General features: G+C 30.0%; 15 protein-coding genes. 10 read left to right on the top strand and 5 right to left on the bottom strand.

The genetic code is table 11. The features are described from left to right. Positions 1–148: 148 nt before the first annotated feature. Positions 149–2,377, bottom strand: coding sequence for a formate C-acetyltransferase (gene pflB / locus GOQ27_RS11380; protein ID WP_203367053.1), 2,229 nt, complete (start codon positions 2,375–2,377; stop codon positions 149–151). Positions 2,378–2,653: 276 nt separating this feature from the next. Here pflB and GOQ27_RS11385 point away from each other — a divergent pair, with 276 nt between their 5' ends. Beyond that, positions 2,654–3,502, top strand: coding sequence for an aminotransferase class IV (locus GOQ27_RS11385; protein ID WP_203366988.1), 849 nt, complete (start codon positions 2,654–2,656; stop codon positions 3,500–3,502). Positions 3,503–4,898: 1,396 nt separating this feature from the next. Here GOQ27_RS11385 and GOQ27_RS11390 read toward each other — a convergent pair. Genes GOQ27_RS11390 through GOQ27_RS11400 form a run of 3 tightly spaced genes read right to left on the bottom strand, consistent with a single transcriptional unit; the run spans position 4,899 to position 8,780 of the window. Continuing rightward, positions 4,899–6,131, bottom strand: coding sequence for a Ger(x)C family spore germination protein (locus tag GOQ27_RS11390; protein WP_203366989.1), 1,233 nt, complete (start codon positions 6,129–6,131; stop codon positions 4,899–4,901). Beyond that, positions 6,128–7,216 (bottom strand): GerAB/ArcD/ProY family transporter, encoded by a 1,089-nt coding sequence (locus tag GOQ27_RS11395; RefSeq protein WP_203366990.1) that lies wholly within the window; start codon positions 7,214–7,216, stop codon positions 6,128–6,130. Before GOQ27_RS11395 ends, GOQ27_RS11390 begins: the two co-directional genes overlap by 4 nt. A 13-nt stretch (positions 7,217–7,229) precedes the next feature. Next, the gene (locus GOQ27_RS11400; protein ID WP_203366991.1) at positions 7,230–8,780 is read right to left on the bottom strand and encodes a spore germination protein; all 1,551 of its coding nucleotides are present in this window, start codon (positions 8,778–8,780) and stop codon (positions 7,230–7,232) included. A 176-nt stretch (positions 8,781–8,956) separates the two neighbouring features. On the opposite strand from GOQ27_RS11400, the gene GOQ27_RS11405 reads away from it, so the two are divergent. Both GOQ27_RS11405 and GOQ27_RS11410 read left to right on the top strand, forming a co-directional pair. Beyond that, positions 8,957–9,706, top strand: a complete 750-nt coding sequence (locus GOQ27_RS11405) for a TrmH family RNA methyltransferase (RefSeq protein ID WP_203366992.1) — start codon at positions 8,957–8,959, stop codon at positions 9,704–9,706. A gap of 155 nt (positions 9,707–9,861) precedes the next feature. Continuing rightward, entirely contained in the window at positions 9,862–10,041 is a 180-nt protein-coding gene (locus GOQ27_RS11410; protein ID WP_203366993.1) for a hypothetical protein, read from the top strand. Positions 10,042–10,085: 44 nt separating this feature from the next. On the opposite strand, the gene pepT is transcribed toward GOQ27_RS11410, so the two are convergent. Beyond that, complete coding sequence (pepT, locus tag GOQ27_RS11415) at positions 10,086–11,315, bottom strand: peptidase T (protein WP_203366994.1); 1,230 nt, start codon at positions 11,313–11,315, stop codon at positions 10,086–10,088. A 203-nt stretch (positions 11,316–11,518) separates the two neighbouring features. On the opposite strand from pepT, the gene GOQ27_RS11420 reads away from it, so the two are divergent. The 7 genes from GOQ27_RS11420 to GOQ27_RS11450 all read left to right on the top strand — a co-directional run bounded on the left by GOQ27_RS11420 (position 11,519) and on the right by GOQ27_RS11450 (position 22,785). Further along, entirely contained in the window at positions 11,519–13,093 is a 1,575-nt protein-coding gene (locus GOQ27_RS11420) for a hypothetical protein (protein ID WP_203366995.1), read from the top strand. Between the two features lie 92 nt (positions 13,094–13,185). Then, positions 13,186–15,018: a peptidoglycan D,D-transpeptidase FtsI family protein gene (locus tag GOQ27_RS11425; protein WP_203366996.1), complete on the top strand. Its 1,833-nt coding sequence runs from the start codon at positions 13,186–13,188 to the stop codon at positions 15,016–15,018. Positions 15,019–15,134: 116 nt separating this feature from the next. After that, a complete protein-coding gene (locus GOQ27_RS11430) occupies positions 15,135–16,394 on the top strand; it encodes a DNA polymerase Y family protein (protein ID WP_203366997.1) in 1,260 nt (419 codons plus the stop codon). A gap of 20 nt (positions 16,395–16,414) precedes the next feature. Further along, a complete protein-coding gene (locus tag GOQ27_RS11435) occupies positions 16,415–16,657 on the top strand; it encodes a hypothetical protein (RefSeq protein WP_203366998.1) in 243 nt (80 codons plus the stop codon). 207 nt (positions 16,658–16,864) lie between these two features. Further along, positions 16,865–17,035 carry an aspartyl-phosphate phosphatase Spo0E family protein gene (locus tag GOQ27_RS11440; protein WP_252187816.1) on the top strand — a complete coding sequence of 57 codons (171 nt, stop codon included), beginning with the start codon at positions 16,865–16,867 and terminating at the stop codon, positions 17,033–17,035. A 232-nt stretch (positions 17,036–17,267) separates the two neighbouring features. Further along, entirely contained in the window at positions 17,268–21,548 is a 4,281-nt protein-coding gene (locus tag GOQ27_RS11445; RefSeq protein WP_203366999.1) for a 2-hydroxyacyl-CoA dehydratase, read from the top strand. Between the two features lie 133 nt (positions 21,549–21,681). Continuing rightward, positions 21,682–22,785 (top strand): HD-GYP domain-containing protein, encoded by a 1,104-nt coding sequence (locus tag GOQ27_RS11450; protein WP_203367000.1) that lies wholly within the window; start codon positions 21,682–21,684, stop codon positions 22,783–22,785. The last annotated feature ends 69 nt before the right edge of the window (positions 22,786–22,854 follow it).

Raw genomic sequence — 22,854 nt, forward strand, 5'->3', positions numbered from 1 at the left:
CTCCTTTTTAGATACTCATCATTTTTATTATTGTCATAAGACTCTTCGACCCCGCTCAGAGTGACAAAGTATTATTGTTATACTGAACCTAGTGGAGGATCTTATGTTTTAAGACCCTTCAACTTTGTCCAGTTACAAATCTTGTTAATTAAGCTCTCTCGTGGAATGTTCTATTTATTACATCCAGCTGTTGCTCTCTTGTAAGCTTGATGAAGTTTACAGCATATCCAGATACTCTAATAGTTAATTGAGGATATTTTTCTGGATGATCCATAGCATCTAATAATGTTTCCTTATCAAATACATTTACATTTATATGATGACCTTCATCATGGAAATATCCATCTAGAAGACCGGATAGGTTATTAATTCTATCTTCTTCAGTTTTACCAAGAGCTTTAGGAACAATTGAGAAAGTATATGAAATACCATCTTCAGAATGTTCGAAAGGAATCTTAGCTACAGATGCCATAGATGCAATAGCTCCATTCGTATCTCTACCATGCATTGGGTTTGCTCCCGGTGCAAATGGATCTCCTGCTTTTCTTCCATCAGGAGTACTTCCAGTTTTCTTACCATATACTACATTGGATGTAATAGTAAGGATTGATAGAGTAGGAACTGAATCTCTGTAAGTTTTATGTTTTCTAAGTTTGTTCATAAACTTCTTAACTATAGAAGTAGCTATTCTATCTACTCGGTCATCATTATTACCAAAAGCAGGATATTCGCCTTCTATTTCATAGTCTACTGCTAGACCTTCTTCATTTCTTATAACTTTAACTTTAGAATGTTTCATTGCAGATAATGAGTCGGCTACAACTGATAATCCAGCGATACCACAAGCTGAAGTTCTTAATACATCTTTATCATGTAATGCCATCTGAATTCTCTCGTAAGAATATTTATCATGCATATAGTGGATGATGTTAAGTGTATTAATATATAATTGAGCTAACCAATCCATTACAAGATCAAACTTCTCAGTTACCTCATCAAACTCTAAATATTCAGAAGTAACAGGCTCAAATCTTGGACCTATTTGGTCACCGCTGGTTTCATCTTTACCACCATTTATTGCATATAGTAAAGCTTTAGCTAGGTTGGCTCTTGCTCCGAAGAATTGCATTTGCTTACCAATCTTCATAGCAGATACACAGCAAGCTATACCATAGTCATCTCCATAGTCTGGTCTCATTAAGTCATCATTTTCATATTGAATAGAACTAGTATCTATAGAAACCTTTGTAACATACTTTTTAAAACCATCAGGTAGTTTTTCAGACCATAAAACAGTTAAGTTTGGCTCAGGAGCTGGTCCGATATTATAAAGAGTATGAAGGACTCTAAAACTACTCTTAGATACAAGAGTTCTTCCATCTATACCCATACCACCGATTACTTCAGTAACCCAAGTTGGATCTCCTGAGAATAATTGGTCATATGAAGGAGTTCTTAGGAATCTAACCATTCTTAATTTCATTACAAAATGGTCCATAATTTCTTGAATTTCTTTTTCAGTAATAGTACCATTCTCTAAATCTCTTTCAAAATAAATATCGAAGAAAGTAGATACTCTACCTAAAGACATTGCGGCACCATTTTGTTCCTTAACTGCAGCCAAGTAACCCAAGTAAGTCCATTGAACAGCCTCTTTTGAGTTTTTAGCAGGTTTACTTATATCTAAATCATATTTAGATGCCATTTCCTTAAGCTCATTTAAAGCATATATTTGTTCAGATATTTCTTCTCTAAGTCTTACTACTTTAGAAGTCATATAATCCATATCTAATTGTTTTTTCTCTTCTATTTTACCTTCAATTAGTTTATCAATACCATACAATGCAACTCTTCTATAATCACCAATGATTCTTCCTCTACCATAAGCATCAGGTAGTCCTGTTATAACTCCAGATCTTCTAGCTCTTCTCATCTCGTCAGTATAAGCATCAAAAACACCGTCATTATGAGTTTTTCTATATCTGTTGTCAAATATAGCCGAAGTTTGAGGATCTAATTCATATCCATAGGCATCTAAAGAACCTTTAACAACTCTTATACCACCAAAAGGCATGATAGCTCTTTTTAATGGTTTTTCAGTTTGAATACCAACTATTTTTTCTAAGTTTTTATCAATATATCCTGAATCATGGGAAGTTATAGTAGATATTACCTTGGTATCAGCATCTAATATACCTTTTTCTCTTTCTTCTTTCATATATTCTAAAACTTTATTCCAAAGCTTTGTTGTATTTTCCGTAGGTCCTTCTAAAAAAGACCCATCTCCTTCATAAGGAGTGTAATTCTTCTGGATGAAGTTCCTTACATTAATTTCTTCCATCCACTTTCCTTCATTAAAATTCTGCCATTCTTTAATCAATTAAATGACCTCCTTAAATAGATATAATAAGTAGTGTATAAGTAAATGTAACAAATATATACATATCCCACATGGATATTGTATACAATATCTTTGACTATATTATAACATATTTTTCACGAAATTAAGTTAAATTATCGTTATATTATATTGATAACATATATCATTTACCCTTAACTGTGATGTATATCACATAATGCACAAATATTATTACAAAAAATATTAATTAATTAAAAAGAATATCTTTGATATACTATTAAGAGGGGTGATGATATGAATATAGAAAGTAATGGAAAATATATTATATATAATGGGTATATCAAAGAAAGTATTGATAATATATATCTAAATGAGGGACAAAAAATATATGAAGTGATCCGAGTTATAGATGGAGTTCCTCTTTTTTTAGAAGACCATATAGAAAGACTCAAGAAATCTTGTGAACTCATAGGATATAAATGTAAGATTGAAGAAAAAAATATCATAAATAATATTATTAAATTAATTAAGGAAAATAAAATACATAATATGAACATAAAGATAATACTTAATTATTATGAAGGCGGATTTGATTCAGTATTCTATTTCATAGAGAGTTTCTATCCTGAGAAAACTTTTTATGAAAACGGGGTCAAGGCAATAACTATAGATGCTGTTAGAGATAATCCCCAGGTAAAGAAGGTTAATGAGGACTTCAGGAGCAATATAAAAAGGAAGTTGAAAGAAAAGGAAGCATTTGAAGCTTTGTTAATTAATGAAGAGGGCTATATAACAGAAGGAAGTAGATCTAATATTTTCTTCATTAAAGAGAATACTATTTATACAGCTCCCAGGGGAGAAGTATTATTAGGGATTACTAGGGATAAAATACTAAGTATATGTAGACAATTAGATATAGAGGTGAAAGAAGATCATTTAAAAAAGGATCAATTGTCTGAGGTTGAAGGTATAATTATGAGTGGAACTTCTGTAGGGGTATTACCTATAAGTAAAGTTAATGAAAGTTTTTATAATTCTTCAGAGAATATTGTAGTAAAAAGGATAAAAGCTACATATACTAATGAAGTAGAAGGATATATAAAGAATAATAAAAATTTTCAAAAAAGTTCTTGTAATAATTAAAACCCGATGGTATAATTAGAATGAATAAATTTAAAGGAGGTCGTTTTAATGATTAAGTTAAGAATGTATTCAAATTCAAAAAAATTAAATATGATGAACGACCTGCGAGTTGTAATTTATAATTAGATCTATACATAATTTATTAATGAGATATACGTCGCAGGGAATACTGCGACTTATTTTTATATTTAAATAAAAAATGATATTTAAATAGCCGCAGGACTGCGGCTATTTTTATGCCATTAATAACTTTATTTTAAAGTCCGCAGTATAACTGTGGACTTTTTTGTGTCCAAAGACAAGAAATTTTATGCAAATTTAACTTTATTTTCATAATAGAAATAAAAAACAAAAATATGGATTTAACTTTTGCTTAAAGAGAAATTAATATGTTTTATATATACTTGTTTTGAAAGGAGGTGAAGAGATGTAGGATTTGTATATTAAACTTTTAGTTCAACTAAATGAAAAGAAAAAAGGAACAATTCTAGAAGACTAGTCATAATAATGAAACTGGGGGAGGTGGGATAGTATGTTTTTAATATTTGAAACCAATAGTATTGTAAAAAATAGTAAGAAATCATCAGATTTAGATTTATTTAAAAGGATTGAGTCATTAGTGAAATAACCCATCCTACATATGGGAGGTGATCGTATGTTTAAAGTATTTGAAGGGATTATTGAAGATTTTGGGAAAAAGATTGAGCTTAAAGAAGAATAATAAATATAGATAATTGGAGGCGATATTATGTTTGAAATGATAGATAAAGTATTAAAGGTTAACTCAATAAATATAGATCAAGGGTTACAAGAATACAAGAATTTAGAATTAAAGAAGTAGCTCTTATCAGGGATAGGAGGTGATATTATGTTTGATTTAATAGATAAGATATTAAGTGGTAATACAGTAAAAAAAGATCAGGGTCTAGAGACCTATATGAGTTTAGAAATGCGAAAGTAAGTAAAGTGAGAATAGTTAATAGGAGGTGAAGACATGTTTGAGATGATAGATAAGGTATTAAAAGTTAATTCAATAAATCCAGATCAAGGGTTACAGGAATATAAGAAATTAGAATTAAAGAAGTAACTCTTATCATTAGGTAGGAGGTGATAGTATGTTTGATTTAATAGATAAGGTATTAAGTATTAATACTGTAGATAAAGATAAAGGTTTAGAGATTTATATGAATCTAGAAATGAAAAAATAAGTATTACTATAAAAAAATAGGAGGTAAATGACATGTTAGATATTTTAGTAAACATAAGATTAATTGATTCAAAAGAAGACATTGGTATGAAAGAGTTAGTGAGGTTGGAATCTACAACTAAAACCTAGTAAAAGATAATAAGAAGTAAAATAGAGGTCCTAGATTAGTACTAATCTAGGACCTCTATTTTACTTAATTATGCCTACATGATCTACTTTAATATCAACATTAACCTCTGCCTCTAAGGTTTCAAATATTGAATGCCAATCATCTTTTACTTTTTCCCATTCATTAGGGGCAAAGCTTTTCATTATCACATTAAAATGAAATATATCTGCGCCTAATTTTTTTTGAACATATTTTATTGCCTCTTGTATTCTATTGGATACTTCTTTTTCCGCCTCTTTTTCAACTCTCTCAATAAAAGCTTCATCCAAAACATTTTCGTGTTTTGTTTGTGTAATTTCGGCGATATTAACCACAGCTTTTGATTCTATTTTCATCTTTATATTATCACCATCAATTATTGGTTTTACTTTTGTTTTTACTTCTGATAATTCTAAAGTTATCAGTACACTAGGATCTTCAGGAGATTTTATAACTATTATGCCACCTTTAACCGCATCTCTAATCCACTTAGTATATATAGTATATACTTCTCCCAGCCATCCTACCATTTTATCTTTTTTAAATACAGCTAAGCCTGCATTCTTTATTTCATCTTCTGTGGAAATAACCCGGGGTAGTACAAAATCTGTATTGCTATGTAAACTTTCTGCTACTTCTCCTAAATCTGTCACATGAGCCATCCTTGATGTTTTATCTGCATTATTTGGAAGTTGTTGTAGATAGAGAGAAGCATAATCATCAATTTTAGGGGAGACTTTAAGAACATCTAAAGCTTTATCTGGTGCAACAAAGACCCTAGTTCTTCTTCTCATCTCAGGATCCCTTAATATCATATCTAAGGGAGGAATTATGCCGTTCTTTGCTATATTTTCATTCAAAACAATAACCTGTAAATGTTCATAAAAAGGCATATAATCTACTCGAGTTGAAAACTCTCTATTGGCTTCAAAGAAAGAACGGCCTAGCAATGTTAAGTTCCAGGATCTTGATTCCTCACCTCCACCGCCCCCAGCTCCTAAGGGTTTTATTTGAGCTTTAGGTAATATAGGAACTTGTATTGTAAATGCGTACCGAGGATCTCCTTGCTGTAATTCATATAATTCCAGTTCTTTTTCACTCATATGAGATTTATTCTCCCCATCTCCTTGGGGTATAGGAAAAGGTTCATCGATTCCAATTCCTAAGACATACCCTCGTTTTTCTACTTCTTTATAATCCCAACAACCATTTAACATAAGGACGGATATGATCAATACTAAAAGTTGAATATATATAATTGATTTATTTTTCACTTAGCTTTTACTCTCCTTTCCCTAATAAGTTGAGCGATCATCATCACAGGTACAATTACAAAAATAAGTATTTGACCAATTTTTTCGTTCCATCCCATGAATTTAAATACCTCTGAAATATTGCTTGGATAGAGAGCTATAATAAAAAATAATGGTATTTGAGACAATATTAAGAAATAATCCTTTTTTGTATTAAAAAGAGCCTTTAAATTTAGTGTAGATGCTAAGTAAAATAATAACAGGGTAGTAAATGTTATAGGGACCCAGGCAGCCATGAATAAACTTTCTGCTCTTTCTAATATTTTTACTTCCATCCGGATAGATTTTGCTAAGGTTATGGTTGGAAATAATAAGAAGTTTAATTCTTCACTACCAAAGGATAATATACATATTAGTACTACTATCATATATATAACTATACAGATAGAGATGCTTATGAAAATCCATTTTTTCATTTTTTTAAAGTCTTTAAAAAATGGTAGTATATATCCGATTATTCCCACGGTCAAAAAAGGATCTGCTATTTCTAATGCTCCTTTAGCTACTGGTGTTATCCCTCCATGAAATACAGGTCTTAAATTCATTATATCTATATTACTAAATGAGAGAATAATCAGAATTATAATAGAAACAAGAATTAATGGAAGAAGGATATCTAAGATAATACTTATAGTCTTAACTCCTTTCAATATACAGTAGGAGCAGGCTAAGAGCATAATAGACATTGTTACTATTAAGGGGGTTTTATCTAATAGATATATTTGTATTGCATCACCAAATATTCTTAACCCTAACCCTACTGAGACAATAGTGTAGACTCCTATTCCTAGGATTACAATCTTACCTATAAATTTACCTAATACTTTTTCGCATATTTGAGAAAAGGTTAAATCTTTATGCTTAGTACCCACCCAAAAAAACACATATCCTACAAAAAAGATATATGCTCCCATTAATAGAACTGACATCCATCCGTTATTTTTAGCATGTTCACCTATCTCTCTAGGTAAAGTTAATAGTCTTATACTAAGAACACCGTTTATAATAAATGCTATGATATTTATGCTTTCTAACTGTTTATTCATAAAAAATCATCCTTTAATTTTGTCTTTTTATATCTTCAACATTTAAAATCTCAGGTCTTTTCTTCATAAGACTTTGGGGAACTTTTATAAATGTGTCTTTTAAGCTATTTAAACTATATGGTGAAAAGTCAGATAAATAACGGACTCCAAAGCACTCTAATGAAGCTAAATGAATAAGTAGAAAAAGCCATCCCATAAATATTCCATATAACCCCAAGGCTCCTGCTACCAATATCAAGGGAAAACGTATCATTCTATTACTTAAAGTGAATGTGTAAATTGGTATAACAAAGGATGTTAAAGCAGTTAATGCTACAATTATTATTATAAGAGGACTTACGATTCCTGCCTGAACTGCTGCTTGACCAATTACTAAACCACCAACTATACTTACTGTTTGACCAATGGGTCTTGGAAGTCTAATACTGGCTTCTGTCAAAATTTCTAAGGTGAATTCCATAATAAATACTTCTATAATAGTTGGAAAAGGAAGTCCTATTCTACTTTCTGTTATAGTTAAAACTAAGGGTGTGGGTATCATACCTGGATGATATGCTGTTAAAGCCAAGTATAATGCTGGTAAAGTTGTAGTGAGGAAGTAGCTTATATATCTTATTAGTCTCATAAAGGAGCTAGTTACTGATCTTTCATAATAATCATCCGGACTATTTAGAAATGATGTAAATGTAATTGGTGTAATTAAAATAAAAGGGGTCCCATCTACCATTATAGCTAATCTCCCTTCTAGTATACTTCCAATTACTCTATCAACCCTTTCAGTAGCAAGTGTTTGAGGGAATACCGTCCATTTATTACATTCAATGAGTTGTTCAACTTGAGCACTACCCACTACTCCATCAGTATCTATATTTTCTATTCTTTCTCGGACTTCATTGACAATATTAGAATTACAGACTCCACTTATGTAAATTAATCTTATTTCTGTTTGGGTTTTTCTACCTACCTTCAACTGTTCTATTGCTAAGTCAGGAGTTTTTATTCTTCTTCTTATTAGGGTGATATTTGTACCTACTGATTCTACAAAACTTTCACGGGAGCCTCTTATAGTTTCTTCAGTTTGAGGAGATTCAATGTTTCTTTCTTTCCATCCATGAGTGCCAACTATTAAAGCTTCTTCATAACCCTCTATAAATAATATAGTCTCTCCTAAAAACAGTGAATTTATTAATTTATTAAAATCATTACTTAATTCAACCTCTAGTGCAGTGAGTAAATTTCTCTTTATTGTTGATAAGGTGAGTTTTTCTGTATCTTTGAACCTATCTTGTTCTTTAAGAGGTACAAAAATATCATCTGTTATTACTTGTGCATCCATCAATCCGTTAATACCAACTACTAATAATTTTAAATTGTTATTTTCCAAAGTTAGAGTTTTATATATTATGTCATTACTTTTATTAAATACTTGCTTTAAGTACTCTTGATTTTTTAATATATGCCTAGATACTTTCATGTTTTCTTTAATGTTTTTATATAACTTAGTATGAACTTCAGTTTCATTCTTATCTATAATTAAGTTTTTGAATCTATTAAGTAGCTTCATTACTTGCCTCCTAAGCTTTTAAGAGTAATATGAAGAATTTAGTTATCTTAATATTATCTTCACTTTAAAAAAAATTATTAATAAGGATAGAGGTTTGATAAATAAATCGTTGAATAGGTTTTATTAGTAAGGTAAGTGAAGTATAATATATACAAACCGAAACTAGGAGGATTAAAATGACTAAAGAATACATATTAGAAGGTAAATTATCAATAGAAGCAGCAATTAAAGGAAAGAGTAGAAGGATTAGTAGAGTATATATAGATAAAGGTAAAAAAGGTAGGGATATCAAAAGTTTTGAGAGCATGATTAATAAAACAGGAATAAAGATTAAGAAAGTAGATAGACATTTAATTGATGAAATGACTCAAGGTAAGACCCATGGGGGAATTATAGCTAAGGCTGGAGATAAAAGGTTTGTTTCTCTAGAGGAGCTAATAAAAGACAAGAAAAATCCTTTTATAGTTATGTTAGATGGGATAGAGGATCCATATAATTTTGGATATGCAGTTAGATCCCTTTATTTAGCAGGTGTAGATGGAGTAGTAGTAAATCCAAGAAACTGGATGGAAGCCACCTCTGTTGTAGCCAAGGCTTCTGCGGGAACTACCGAGTTGATGCCCATGGCAGTAGCAAATGATATTGAAGAGGCCTCTAACTTTTTCAAAGATAAGGGAATGACTTTAGCCTGTACATCTAATAGGAATTCAATATCTTTATATGAAGCAGATCTTAATGTACCAATGTTTTTACTAATAGGAGGAGAAAAAAGAGGAATTACTAGATCATTTTTAGAAAAGGCAGATACTATCATACAGATACCTTACGGAAGAAATCATGGTATTTCTTTAGCCGCTACTTCTGCTACATCAGTAATAGCATTTGAAATGATGAGGCAAAAAAATATCACAAAAAGTAATATTTAGATGGATTTTGTACCTAAAACATACTATAATAGTATATATAGGATAGTTTGTCCAATGGTAAAACCTTCTTTTTAGATTGGATTTTAGCCCTGGATGAGGAGATCTAAGTATTAACCGAAGATGCTTAAGATAAATGGAAAAAGAGGGGATGAAGCATGAGTATTTTGGAAAGGTTTATAAAAAAAGAAACCACCTGTCATATTTGCGATCAGAACCCATTGGATAAGGAATTGATTTATGACCCAAAAATAAAACAATATTATCATATGGAGTGTCTTCAAAAGCGTTTTACAAAAAGAATAGAAAGTGCAGTTAAAGAGCCTAATAAAATTTAGATTTAAAAAAGCCCAGTTCAATTTTGAACTGGGTTCTTTAGTTTTTAATTATTTTCTACATTCAATTCAGCTATTTTTACGATCAATTCTACTGCTTTTTTTATAGAGTGAATTGGTATGAACTCAAATTTACCGTGGAAATTATGACCTCCAGTAAATATATTAGGACAAGGAAGTCCCATGTAAGAAAGTCTAGATCCATCCGTACCTCCACGAATAGGTTTAATATCAGGAATTATATCTATTGACTCCATTGCTTTTTTAGCATTATAAACGATATCCATAACTGGTTCTATTTTTTCTTTCATATTATAATATTGATCTTTAATTTCTATAGATACTGTATTTTCACCATATTTAGAGTTTAAAAAGTCTACTATATCATTAATAATTCTTTTTTTATTTTCAAATTTATCTTTATCATGATCTCTTATAATATAATGAAGTTTTGTATTTTCTACGCTACCTTCAAAAGAGATTAAATGATAAAAGCCTTCGTACTTCTCAGTATACTCTGGTTTAGAGTTTTCAGGAAGCATTAGGTTAAACTCTGTACCTATTATAATTGAATTTATCATTTTATTCTTTGCTGATCCTGGATGTACATTTCTTCCTTGAATATGTACTATTGCTTCTGCAGCATTAAAGTTTTCATATTCTAATTCTCCTATAGGTCCTCCGTCCATAGTATAGGCAAAATCTGCTCCGAATTTAGCTACATCGAACTTATCTGCACCTCTACCCACCTCTTCATCAGGAGTAAATCCAACTTTTATTTCTCCGTGTTTGATTTCAGGATGATTAATTAAATATTCCATGGCGGTTACAATTTCAGCTAAACCAGCCTTATCATCTGCACCTAATAGAGTAGTGCCATCAGTTGTAATTAAATCCATATTCTTATAATCAAGAATTTCGGGAAAATCTTTTGGAGATAAAATAATATTCTTATCTTTATTTAATACAATGTCTTTTCCATCATAATTTTCTACTATTTGAGGATTAACATTTTTGCCTGTCATATCAGGAGCAGTATCCATATGAGCGATAAAACCAATAGTAGGAACATCTTTATCTGTATTAGATGGTAAATTGGCCATTAAATATCCATTTTGATCTAAGGATACATCCTTAAGTCCTATCTCCATTAGCTCTTTATATAATTCTTTAGCAAAATCTAATTGCTTTGAAGTGGTTGGACATGTTTCTGATGTAGGATCAGACTGGGTGTCAAATTTAATATATTTTATAAATCTTTCTACTACATTATTCATTGATACATCTCCTTTAGATAAAATTTTCAAATAATATTAGCATATATTATGTATTATACTCTTTCTGTACTAATTGTAAAAGGGGATATTTATATTTAAATGATAAATTAATACTTCTATAAAGGAATAAAGAGTGGGTATATATTAAACTATAGAATAATTACTAAAGATAAAAATATAGATAGTAAATGGGTGGTGGAATATTGAAAGATAAAAAGATACTTATTGTATTTTCATTGATTACATTAGCTCTTATACTTTCATTGACATTAATAGATCAAGATAAGGGAGATATAAGTAAAGGAACAGATAAACAAACTAAAGATATATCAGAAGAAGACAGAGCACATGAAGATGAAAAAACAGGAAAAGGAAGTAAAGGTGAGAAAGATTATAGTTCAGATAGTATGGATAATATTTATTTAGAAAAGGAAGGAGACAGTATATATTTAAAATCCTCATCTAATAACATAAATTCTATAACATCTTTGGAATGGTTTGATAAAGAGACAATAGCGTTTAATTTTACCTACCAAGAAAAAGGGGAAAGTAAAAATAGTATTTATGAATATAAAACTTCCCAGAATAAAGTAGATATAAAATTTAATATAGAAGGTATGATATGGGAATGGAAAAGAGTAAATAAAAATGCAATAATATATTCAAATGATGGATTTAACGGATTGTATTATATGAATAATAATGGAGATGTTGAAAAAATATCAGAAAGACAAGAATGGTACCATATTTCTCCCGATGGAAATAAAGTAATTGTAAATGGTATACCTGCAAAATCAGATAAAAGTGAAAATGAACGCTTCATTTATAATATAGATAAAAAACATTTACAAAAAGCTAACTATATTCCAGACATTGATTATGTCTTCTCTTATATAGCAGCTACTTGGAGCCCTGACTCTACACATATAGTTTCACAGATACCTAATGTTAATAATCAAATAAATATTATTGATATTAATAAAGGTATTGAAAAAGAAATAAAAATGGATGACACTATCCTTACTAGTCCTATATGGTCTAATGATGGAGAAAAATTAGCATTTTTAATTCAATCTAAAGACTATGAAGAGTATATATTTGATAGTATAGAAACGAATTATTATTTATCAGATAAAATAGGAATATATGATACTAAAACCAAGAAGATAAAAGTAATAAACTTTAAAAAAAATCTCACTACTTCGGAAATATATTGGTCTGAAGATAATAAGGGAATAATAATACAAACTGCAAAAATAAAAGATATACAAAAAAATCTTATATCTCCCACTGAAAATATAAAGGGAGAGGTTCAGTACATTAATATTGAGACAGAAGATAACATGATAGTGTTAGAAGACATTGTGGATTTAAGTGAAGGATATCCTAGTCATAAAATAACCCCAATAGAATTATTTGAAAATAATATGTTTATGTTTAGGGATGGAGATAAAGATATAAAAAGTATAAGTATTATAGATTTAGATACAGAAAAGACAATAAATGAAGATATAGGATACTTATATGACTATTCTAGACAAGAAGAAAATATTTTTCTTATTTCCGATGAAGGCATATTTACTATTGATACGGATTTTAAGGTTAATAATATTATGAACTTTAAATCCTACTATGGAGAAGATATTTTAAATGTAGAAGTGAGAATATCTCCTAATCATGAAAAAATACTTCTTTATGCACAATATAATGAAGGTTCTTCTAATAAACCTTTTATAGAGGTAAGAAATATTACCCCTTTTAATAGGCCAGCTAATTAGCTAGCCTATTTTATTATTTTAGTTAATTGTAACTAATGAAAAAAAACCATTCCTATGATAAAATGATTTTACTAGGGAATGGAGGAAGAAAGATGAAATCATTTGATAAACTTGTGAAAAATAGATTAATCTTATCATTTATATCATTATCTATCCTAATATTTGCAATGATAGGCAGGTTAGGATATTTACAGATTGTAAAGGGAGAGAGTCTTAGCATAAAAGCTGTACATCAATGGACTAGGGATATAATGATTAGTCCTCAAAGAGGAGACATATATGATAGAAATGGAAAAAAACTGGCTACTGATATATCCTTATATACAGTATCTGCCCTTACAGATAAAATAGATGAAAAAGACCATGATAAATACATAGAAGATATCTCAAATATTTTAGAAATAGAAAAAGAAAAAGTAGAAAAGGCTATAAAATCAGATAGTAGTTGGACAGAAATTGAAAGATATGTAGATAGAGAAAAAGCGGAATTATTAGCAAAAAAGAAATTTAAAGGAATTAGTATTGATGAAGTGAATAAAAGGTACTATCCCTTTGAAAATTTCTTAGCTCAAGTAATAGGAAATACTAATAGAGACGGTATAGGTCAATATGGAATAGAAGGATATTTCAATGACGAGCTTATGGGTACACCAGGCCGGTGGATTAAGACTGTAGATGGAAATAGAATGGAACTACCTTATAATCATCAAAAGAAATATGAACCAGAAGATGGAAATGATTTAGCATTAACTATAGATGCAACAATTCAACATTATGCAGAAAAAGGAGCAGAAGAAGCACTGAAGAATAATAAAGCAAAGAGGTCATCAGTACTAATTATGGACCCTACAACAGGAGATATATTAGCCATGGCATCTAAACCTGATTATGATCCTAATGATAGAATGTCAATGAATTATGATCCGGATATACCTTGGATAAATTGGAGTGAAGAATTAAAAACAAAATTTGATGAAAAATCCTGGGTAGAAAAAGAAAATTATTTATATGATATGTGGAAAAATCCTTTAGTTTCTGAGATATATGAACCAGGATCCACATTTAAAATATTAGTGCTTGCTGCTAGTCTAGAAGAAGGTCTTGCAAATTTAAATGAAACTTTTTATTGTGATGCACGGGTAACTCAGGTTCCAGGTAATATCACTTGTATGTCTCCTCATGGAGCTCAGACTCTCGCTGAAGGAATCCAAAATTCTTGTAATGAAGTAGCAGTAGAATTAGGGTTAAGATTGGGAAAGGAAAAGCTTAATGAATATGCTAAAGCATTTGGACTAGGTAGTGTAACTAATGTACAGCTTCCTTCAGAGATAGGAGGATTAATAAAAAGTCCTAAAACTATGGGAGATGTAGATGTGGCTACTATGGCCTTTGGACAAGGAGTAGCAGTTACGCCATTACAGCTTATAAACTCAATATCGTCTATAGCAAATAAGGGTAAGATGATGCAACCAAATATAATAAACAGTATAATCCATTATAAAAATGATGAAAATAATGATAAGAAGAAAGAAATTGAAAAGATAGAACCTACTTTTACTAAACAGGTAATTTCTGAAAAAACAGCAAAAGTTGTATTAGAAATATTAGAAAGTGTAGTATCGGAAGGATCAGGGTCAAATGCTAATATACCTGGTTATAGAGTAGGAGGAAAGACAGGAACAGCTCAGAAAGCCATAAATGGTAAATATGTAGCCGATAAGTATATCGCATCATTTATTGGAATTGCCCCTATAGATGATCCTAAGATAACTGTTTTAACAATAATAGATGAACCAGACCCTAGAAGTCATTATGGTGGTGTAATAGCTGCTCCTATAGCAAAGCAAGTTATAGAAGATACATTGACCTATTTAAATGTACCAAGAGAAGAAATAGAAGAAGAAAAAACAGAAAAAAATGATTAAAAAATATGAGTTGATTCAACTCATATTTTTTAATGGGATAAAGGAATATTTTTCTTCTAAAAGGAATAAAATAGTGATATAATAAAATCGAACACATGTTCGAAAGGTGGATTGTAATGGAAAATAATTCAAAAATTATCATGCATATTGATGTGAACTCAGCATTTTTATCTTGGCAGGCGGCTTATAATGATCAGGTTGGAATTGATAAGGACATAAGAAACATACCATCAGTTATAGGGGGCAATGAAGAAAAAAGACATGGAATAGTATTAGCAAAGTCTCTACCCGCAAAAAGGCTTGGAATTCAGACTGGAGAAAGTTTAATGGATGCTAGAATGAAATGTAAAAATCTTTTAGTAGTTCCTCCCAACTATGATTTATATGTAAAAGCTAGTAAGGCATTAATAACTTTACTAAAAGAATATTCTCCATACATCGATATTTTTAGTATAGACGAATGCTTTTTAGATTTTACTGGAATGGAGGAACATTTTGGGGATCCTATAAAAGCTGCTCATAAAATAAAAGAGAGAATAAAAAGTGAATTAGGATTTACAGTGAATATAGGCATATCTAGTAATAAACTATTGGCAAAGCAAGCAGGAGAATTACAAAAGCCTGATAAAGTTAATACACTATTTCTAGAAGAAGTAAAAAATAAGTTATGGCCTTTGCCTGTGGAGGAGCTATTCATGGTGGGAAGGAAAACTAAACCCAAATTGAATCGGCTAGGGATATATACTATTGGAGATTTAGCTAATTCCGACTTTAAAATTATAGATACTATATTAAAATCTCATGGTAGGTTAGTTTATAATTATGCTTGGGGGAGGGATGATTCTACTTTTAATTATAATAATTACATACCTTTTAAAAGTGTTGGCAATGGTAGTACAATTCCCTTCGATGTGGAGGATAGAGAAACAGCAAAAAAAATAATATTAAGCTTATGTGAAACTACCTCTAGAAGAATTAGAAGGTCAAATGTAGCCTGTGGAGTCATAAGTTTAGGAATAAGAAATCTTGATTTATTTTATAGAAGTCATCAAAGAAAAATATTATCATCCATTAATTCAACTGAAGAAATATATCAAATAGCATTAGAGTTATTTGATGATATATGGGATGGAACTCCCATAAGAAAATTTAGCTTAAGATTATCTCAGTTAACTTCTTCAGAAAAAATACAATCATCATTATTTGATAAAGAAGAGTCCATAAAGCTTATAAAAATCAATGAAACAATTGATACTATAAGGGAAAGGTTTGGAGATTATTCAGTTACAAGAGCTACCTTTCTACATAGTGGACTAAAGCCTATGCTTGGAGGTTTTGCAGCAGAAGACTATCCAGTGATGTCTAGTATATTATAGGTTAAAGGAGAGTAAAATATATGAAAGTTATAAATGAAACTATAGACATGATAGCTATCTTTGAAAAAGATACAGGAAATATAAAGCCTTTTAAATTTAAATATAAAGATAATAAGATAAAGATACAAAAAGTAATCAAAACCTACGAAGAAAAACTAGCAGGTAATAGAAGAATAGTATTTGTATGTTTACATAATGAAAAAGATGTATATGAAATTAAATACGAAATGGATACAGCTAGATGGTACCTATTTAAAAAATAATGATGATTGCCTATTTAATAAATAGTTAATAATAATATAAAATATAATTGTAGAAAATAGGGATAATAAAGAAAAAGACATCTAATACAGAAGAAAAATGTCGATGGAAACTTTTGAAAATACGACAAAATAATGGTATAATTATCCATAACATACATAAAACGCATAAGGGGATAATCGGGGGGAAGATAAAAAAAAGGGGGAAAAATGAAAACCAGGGATAAGTATATGGGATTAAATTTGAAAAGAGAAATTAATGATAAAAGACGAGAATTAAATAAAATCTTGTCAAATGACCTATATAATAAAGATTATGCTCAAAAAATAAGTGAACAATTAGATGAGTTGATAGTCCAATATTACAGAAGTAATAATTGAAAAGTATAAAAAAAGAGATGCTATTTAGCATCTCTTTTTTTATACTAAATAACTAAAGATTGACAGTAATAACATGGTTAAAATATAATTAAATTAGTTTGAATAATCATAAAGGCTATATAGCCATGAATATGATAAAATAGAAGTATAAGGTAACAAATATTTAATAAAGTTATAAGATAAAGTATTGAATTATACATAAGTAAGAAAGCACGCCCAAGGGGGGAAGTAAATGTACGAAATATTAAATGTAGGTCTTGATATAGGATCTACTACTGTTAAAATGATAGTTATAGATTCACGATTTAATATACTTTATAAAAACTATATGAGACATTTTTCTGACATAAAAAATACAGTTATTTCAATGTTCTCTGATGCTCAGAAAGTATTAGATAAAAAAAGAGTAACTGTTATGGTGACGGGGTCAGGAGGATTTAATATTTCTAAAAAGTTAAATGCGCCTTTCATACAGGAAGTAGTTGCTTGTACTAATTCCATAGAACAGTTCATACCAAACACTAATGTTGCTATAGAACTAGGGGGAGAAGATGCAAAAATTACATATCTAGGAGAGGGAATAGAGCAAAGAATGAATGGTACTTGTGCTGGTGGTACAGGAGCATTTATAGATCAAATGGCTTCATTATTACAGACAGATGCAGCCGGATTAAATGAATTAGCAAAAAATTATAAAATGATATATCCTATTGCTTCACGGTGTGGAGTATTTGCAAAAACGGATATACAACCATTGCTAAATGAAGGAGCAAAAAAAGAGGATATAGCAGCTTCTGTACTTCAAGCTGTAGTAAATCAAACTATAAGTGGTCTTTCTCAAGGAAAAGCTATAAGAGGTAGTGTGGCCTTTTTAGGAGGACCATTATATTTTATGTCGGAGCTTAGAAAGAGATTTGTAGAAACTTTAAAAATAAAAGAAGAAGATATAATATTCCCAGAAGATTCCCAATATTTTGTAGCAATGGGAGCAGCTTTATCATCTAGAGATCAAGAATCTCTGTCTTTTGAATGTTTATATGAAAGAGTTCCTGGAATATATCAAATGAATAATGGAGAAAATCAAAATCTCAAACCTTTATTTAATGATGAGGAAGATTACATAAAGTTTAAAGAAAGACATGATAAAAATAAAGTTAAAAGAATAGACTTAGATAAATATAAAGGAAAGGCCTTTTTAGGAATAGATGCCGGATCTACAACTACCAAACTAGCTTTAATAGATGAAGAAGGTAGTCTCTTATATTCTTATTATGGAAGTAATCAAGGTAGTCCTCTTAAATCTAGCATAGAAGCAATAAAGGATTTATATAATAGGTTAAATAAGGATACGGAGATAGTTAATTCTACTGTAACAGGTTATGGGGAGCATTTAATAAAGTCTGCTTTAAAGATAGATATAGGAGAAATAGAAACGGTAGCTCATTATAAAGCTGCAGACTTCTTTTTACCAGGAGTAGACTTTATATTAGACATTGGCGGACAGGATATGAAAAGTCTTAGAATAAAGGGCGGAGTAATAGATTCTATTATGCTTAATGAAGCATGCTCTTCTGGGTGTGGATCATTTATAGAGACCTTTGCTAAGTCCTTAAATTTAGATATATCTGAATTTGCCAAATCTGGTATAAGGTCAAAGAATCCAGTAGATTTAGGAACAAGATGTACAGTGTTTATGAATTCTAGAGTTAAGCAATCTCAGAAAGAAGGGGCAGAAGTATCTGATATATCAGCAGGAATATCCCTCTCAGTAATAAAAAATGCGTTATATAAAGTAATAAGACTAAGAGGACCCCAGGACTTGGGTGAAAAGATAGTGGTCCAAGGGGGAACCTTCTATAATGAAGCTGTACTTAGGGCAGTTGAACTTATTTCAGAAAGGGAAGTAGTAAGGCCAGATATATCTGGTATAATGGGAGCCTTTGGAGCAGCATTGATATCAAAGGAAAAATATAAAGAAGGTTATAAAACAAGCATAATAAATAAGGAAAACATTATAGATTTTCGTATAGATACTAGCATTGATAGATGTGAGCTTTGCGGAAACAATTGTCTATTAACAATAAATCACTTTTCGGATGGTAGAAGATTTGTATCAGGAAATAGATGTGAAAGAGGAGCTGGGTTAGAAAAGACTAATAATAATGCTCCTAATTTATATGAATATAAATATAAAAGATTATTTAGTTACAAATCCCTATCAAAAGAAGAAGCAATTAGAGGAGATATAGGTATTCCACGAGTATTAAATATGTATGAGGATTATCCTTTTTGGTTTACGTTCTTCAATGAATTAGGATATAGAGTTATTTTATCTAGACGATCTTCTAAATCAGTTTATGAAATGGGGATGGATAGTATACCTTCAGAGTCAGTATGTTATCCTGCAAAAATAACCCATGGTCATATTATGAATCTTATAGAAAAGGGAATAAAAAAGATTTTTTATCCGTGTATTCCTTTTAATATTGAAGAGGATGAGGGAGCTAATAATCATTATAATTGTCCAGTAGTAACTTCTTACCCAGAAACATTAAGTGCGAATATAGAAGAAATAACTACAGAAAACATAAAATTTTATAAACCTTTTTTACCATTAGATCATAAGGAAAAGCTTATTAAAAGATTAGTTGAGGAATTATTAGATGAAAATTTATCAAAATCTGAAATTAAATTAGCGGTAGAAAAAGCATATAATGAATTAGGGAAATTCAAAGAAGATGTAAGAAATAAGGGTCAAGAAAGTTTAGAGTATATTAATAATAATAATATGAAGGGGATAGTTCTTGCAGGAAGACCTTATCATATAGATCCGGAAATTAATCATGGTATTCCAGAAATGATTAATTCTTTTGGCATTGCAGTATTGCCTGAAGATGCAATAGATCATCTAGATGAAGTAGAAAGACCTATCAGAGTCATAGACCAATGGGTCTATCATTCTAGAATGTACAGAGCTGCTACATATGTAGCAAAACAACAAAATCTTGAACTGGTTCAATTAAATTCTTTTGGATGTGGTTTAGATGCAGTCACTACAGATCAAGTAAATGAAATTTTAGAGCAATACGGTAAGATATATACCGTTCTAAAAATAGATGAAATAAATAATTTAGGAGCAGCAAGGATTAGAATAAGATCTCTTATGGCTGCTATGCAAGAAAGAGATAGATTGGACTTTGTTCCTGAGAGACTATATGAACATTCTAAGAAAGTTGCCTTCACTAAAGAGATGAAAAAAACCCATACTATATTGGCACCTCAGATGGCTCCTATACATTTTGAATTATTACAAAGTGGAGTTAAGAGTTCAGGCTATAACCTTGAGATCCTTCCTTCAGTAGATTATCAAGCTATAGATGAAGGGTTAAGATATGTAAACAATGATGCCTGCTATCCATCAATTATCACTGTAGGTCAAATAATGAATGCCCTGAAGTCTGGAAAGTATGATTTAAATAACACCTCTGTAATAATATCCCAAACTGGAGGAGGTTGTAGAGCTACTAACTATATAGCCTTTATAAGGAAAGCTCTAAAAGATGCAGGGATGGAACATATACCAGTTATATCTTTAAATGCATCTGGCATGGAAGAACAACCAGGGTTCAAAGTAGGGTTTAAAATGGCAGAAAACATGATTAAATCTTTAATATATGGAGATTTATTAATGAGAGTTTTATATAAAGTAAGACCTTATGAAAAAGTAAAAGGTTCTGCTAATAAATTGTATAGAAAATGGATGGATAAATGTAATGAGAGTCTTTTAGATGGAGATAGGAAAAAAGAATTTAAACAAAATATCCAAGGAATAATAAAAGACTTTGATGAGTTTCTAATAAATGATAATATTATAAAACCAAAGGTAGGGGTAGTAGGAGAGATATTAGTTAAATTTCATCCTACTGCAAATAATAATATTGTAGAACTATTAGAAGAAGAAGGAGCAGAGGCAGTAGTACCAGATCTTATTGATTTCTTTTTATACACAGCCTATAATAATAATTTTAAATACGAAAAATTATCAGGAAGCTTGAAAAATAAAATACTAGGTAATTTTTCAATTAAAGCTCTTGAGTATTATCGTAGAGATATGAAAAAAGCCTTGAAGATGAGTAAACGGTTTAGTCCACCTAAAGCAATAGAGGAATTAGCTAAAGGAGCAGAAAAACATTTGTCTATAGGAAATCAAACTGGAGAAGGTTGGTTCTTAACTGCTGAAATGGTAGAGCTAATAGAAGAAGGAGTAGATAATATAGTTTGTTTACAGCCTTTTGCATGCTTACCTAACCATATAACAGGAAAGGGTATGATAAAGGAGCTAAGAAGCTCTTACCCTAAGTCAAATATAGCAGCAATAGATTATGATCCAGGAGCTAGTGAGGTTAATCAATTAAATCGTATAAAACTTATGTTATCTGTAGCATTTAAGAATATAGAAGGAGTAAAAAAAGAAAGAAAAATAACAGAACAAGAAGTAGCTCCAACTAATTAGAGTAGGATATCCCCTACTCTTTTTTTTATTGCAATATTATAACAGAAAAGAACAAGTTAGGACTATACTACCACAGGTAAATTGTTATAAAAGAAGAATACTTGATATAAGAATAAAGTTAGGAGTGTCTAAAATGGTTATGGCTCTGTCAGGCAAAAAAATTAATATAGAAAAATGTAATACTGAAATGAAGTTAAGCTCTGATGTAAGGGATAAGAATGGTGCAATACTAGTATCTACAGGTATGCAATTAACTGAGAGTATTTTAGAGAAACTAAAAGTATATGGAATAGAAGAATTAGATATTGTGGTGGAAGAAGTAACCGAAATAACTAAAGAACCAGTAGCAGAGGATTTATCTATAACAAACGAAAAAATTATAAGAAAGATTGAGGAGTTAAAACCTAAAGTAAATATTCAGAGTAATGGATACTATAATAATATTATAAAAATAATGGAAGATGTAGTTGAAGATATAAAAAAGAAAGGAACTATTAATATCTCTAGTATAAAGAAGATAGGTAAAATTATATATAAAGAGATCAGAAGTAAAAACTCAATATTAGTATGTATAGAATTAGCTAATAAAAAAGGTAATAAAAAGTATAATAGTCATATTGATGTAGCTATAATGGGAGGATTATTAGGAAAGTGGAGAGGACTTTCATCTAAAAAAGTATATAATATAATATTAGCAGGATTATTAAGAGATATTGGTTTATATACATTACCTAAAGATTTATTTATAGATGGAGAAATGTCTGAAAAGAATTTAGCTTTATACAAAAAACATCCATTAATAGCCTATGAGATGATAGTAAAAATAAAAAGTATAGATGTTGAAGTTAAAAAAATGGTAATAACTCATCATGAAAATCAGGTAGGTACAGGGTATCCATTAAGCCTTAACTCAGAGAAGCAATCTTTAGAGTCAAAGATATTACAGGTTGCAGATCGATTTAATATATATTTTAAAGATAAAAGCAGAGAAGGGATAATAGAAACTCTTCAAGAATTTTATAATAACGAAATAACTCATTTAGATTATGAGTGCATGAAAGTATTTGTTAAGAATATACTTTGGAATAATCTTGGGAGATATGTATTGTTAAGTGATAAATCTGTAGGAGAGATTGTGTTTATAAGTGAAGTAGATAGGTTTAAACCTTTAATAAGAATAGAAGATAAAATAATAGATTTATCTAGAAATGATTTAAAGATTATTAAAATTATATAAATCATAGCAAAAATAAATTTTAACCAACAATACCTTAAAAAACAAGGTATTGTTTCGTATGTATATATT

It is taken from the genome of Anaeromonas frigoriresistens, from assembly GCF_016820655.1.
GTDB classification, from domain to species: Bacteria; Bacillota; Clostridia; order Tissierellales; family SIT17; genus Anaeromonas; species Anaeromonas frigoriresistens.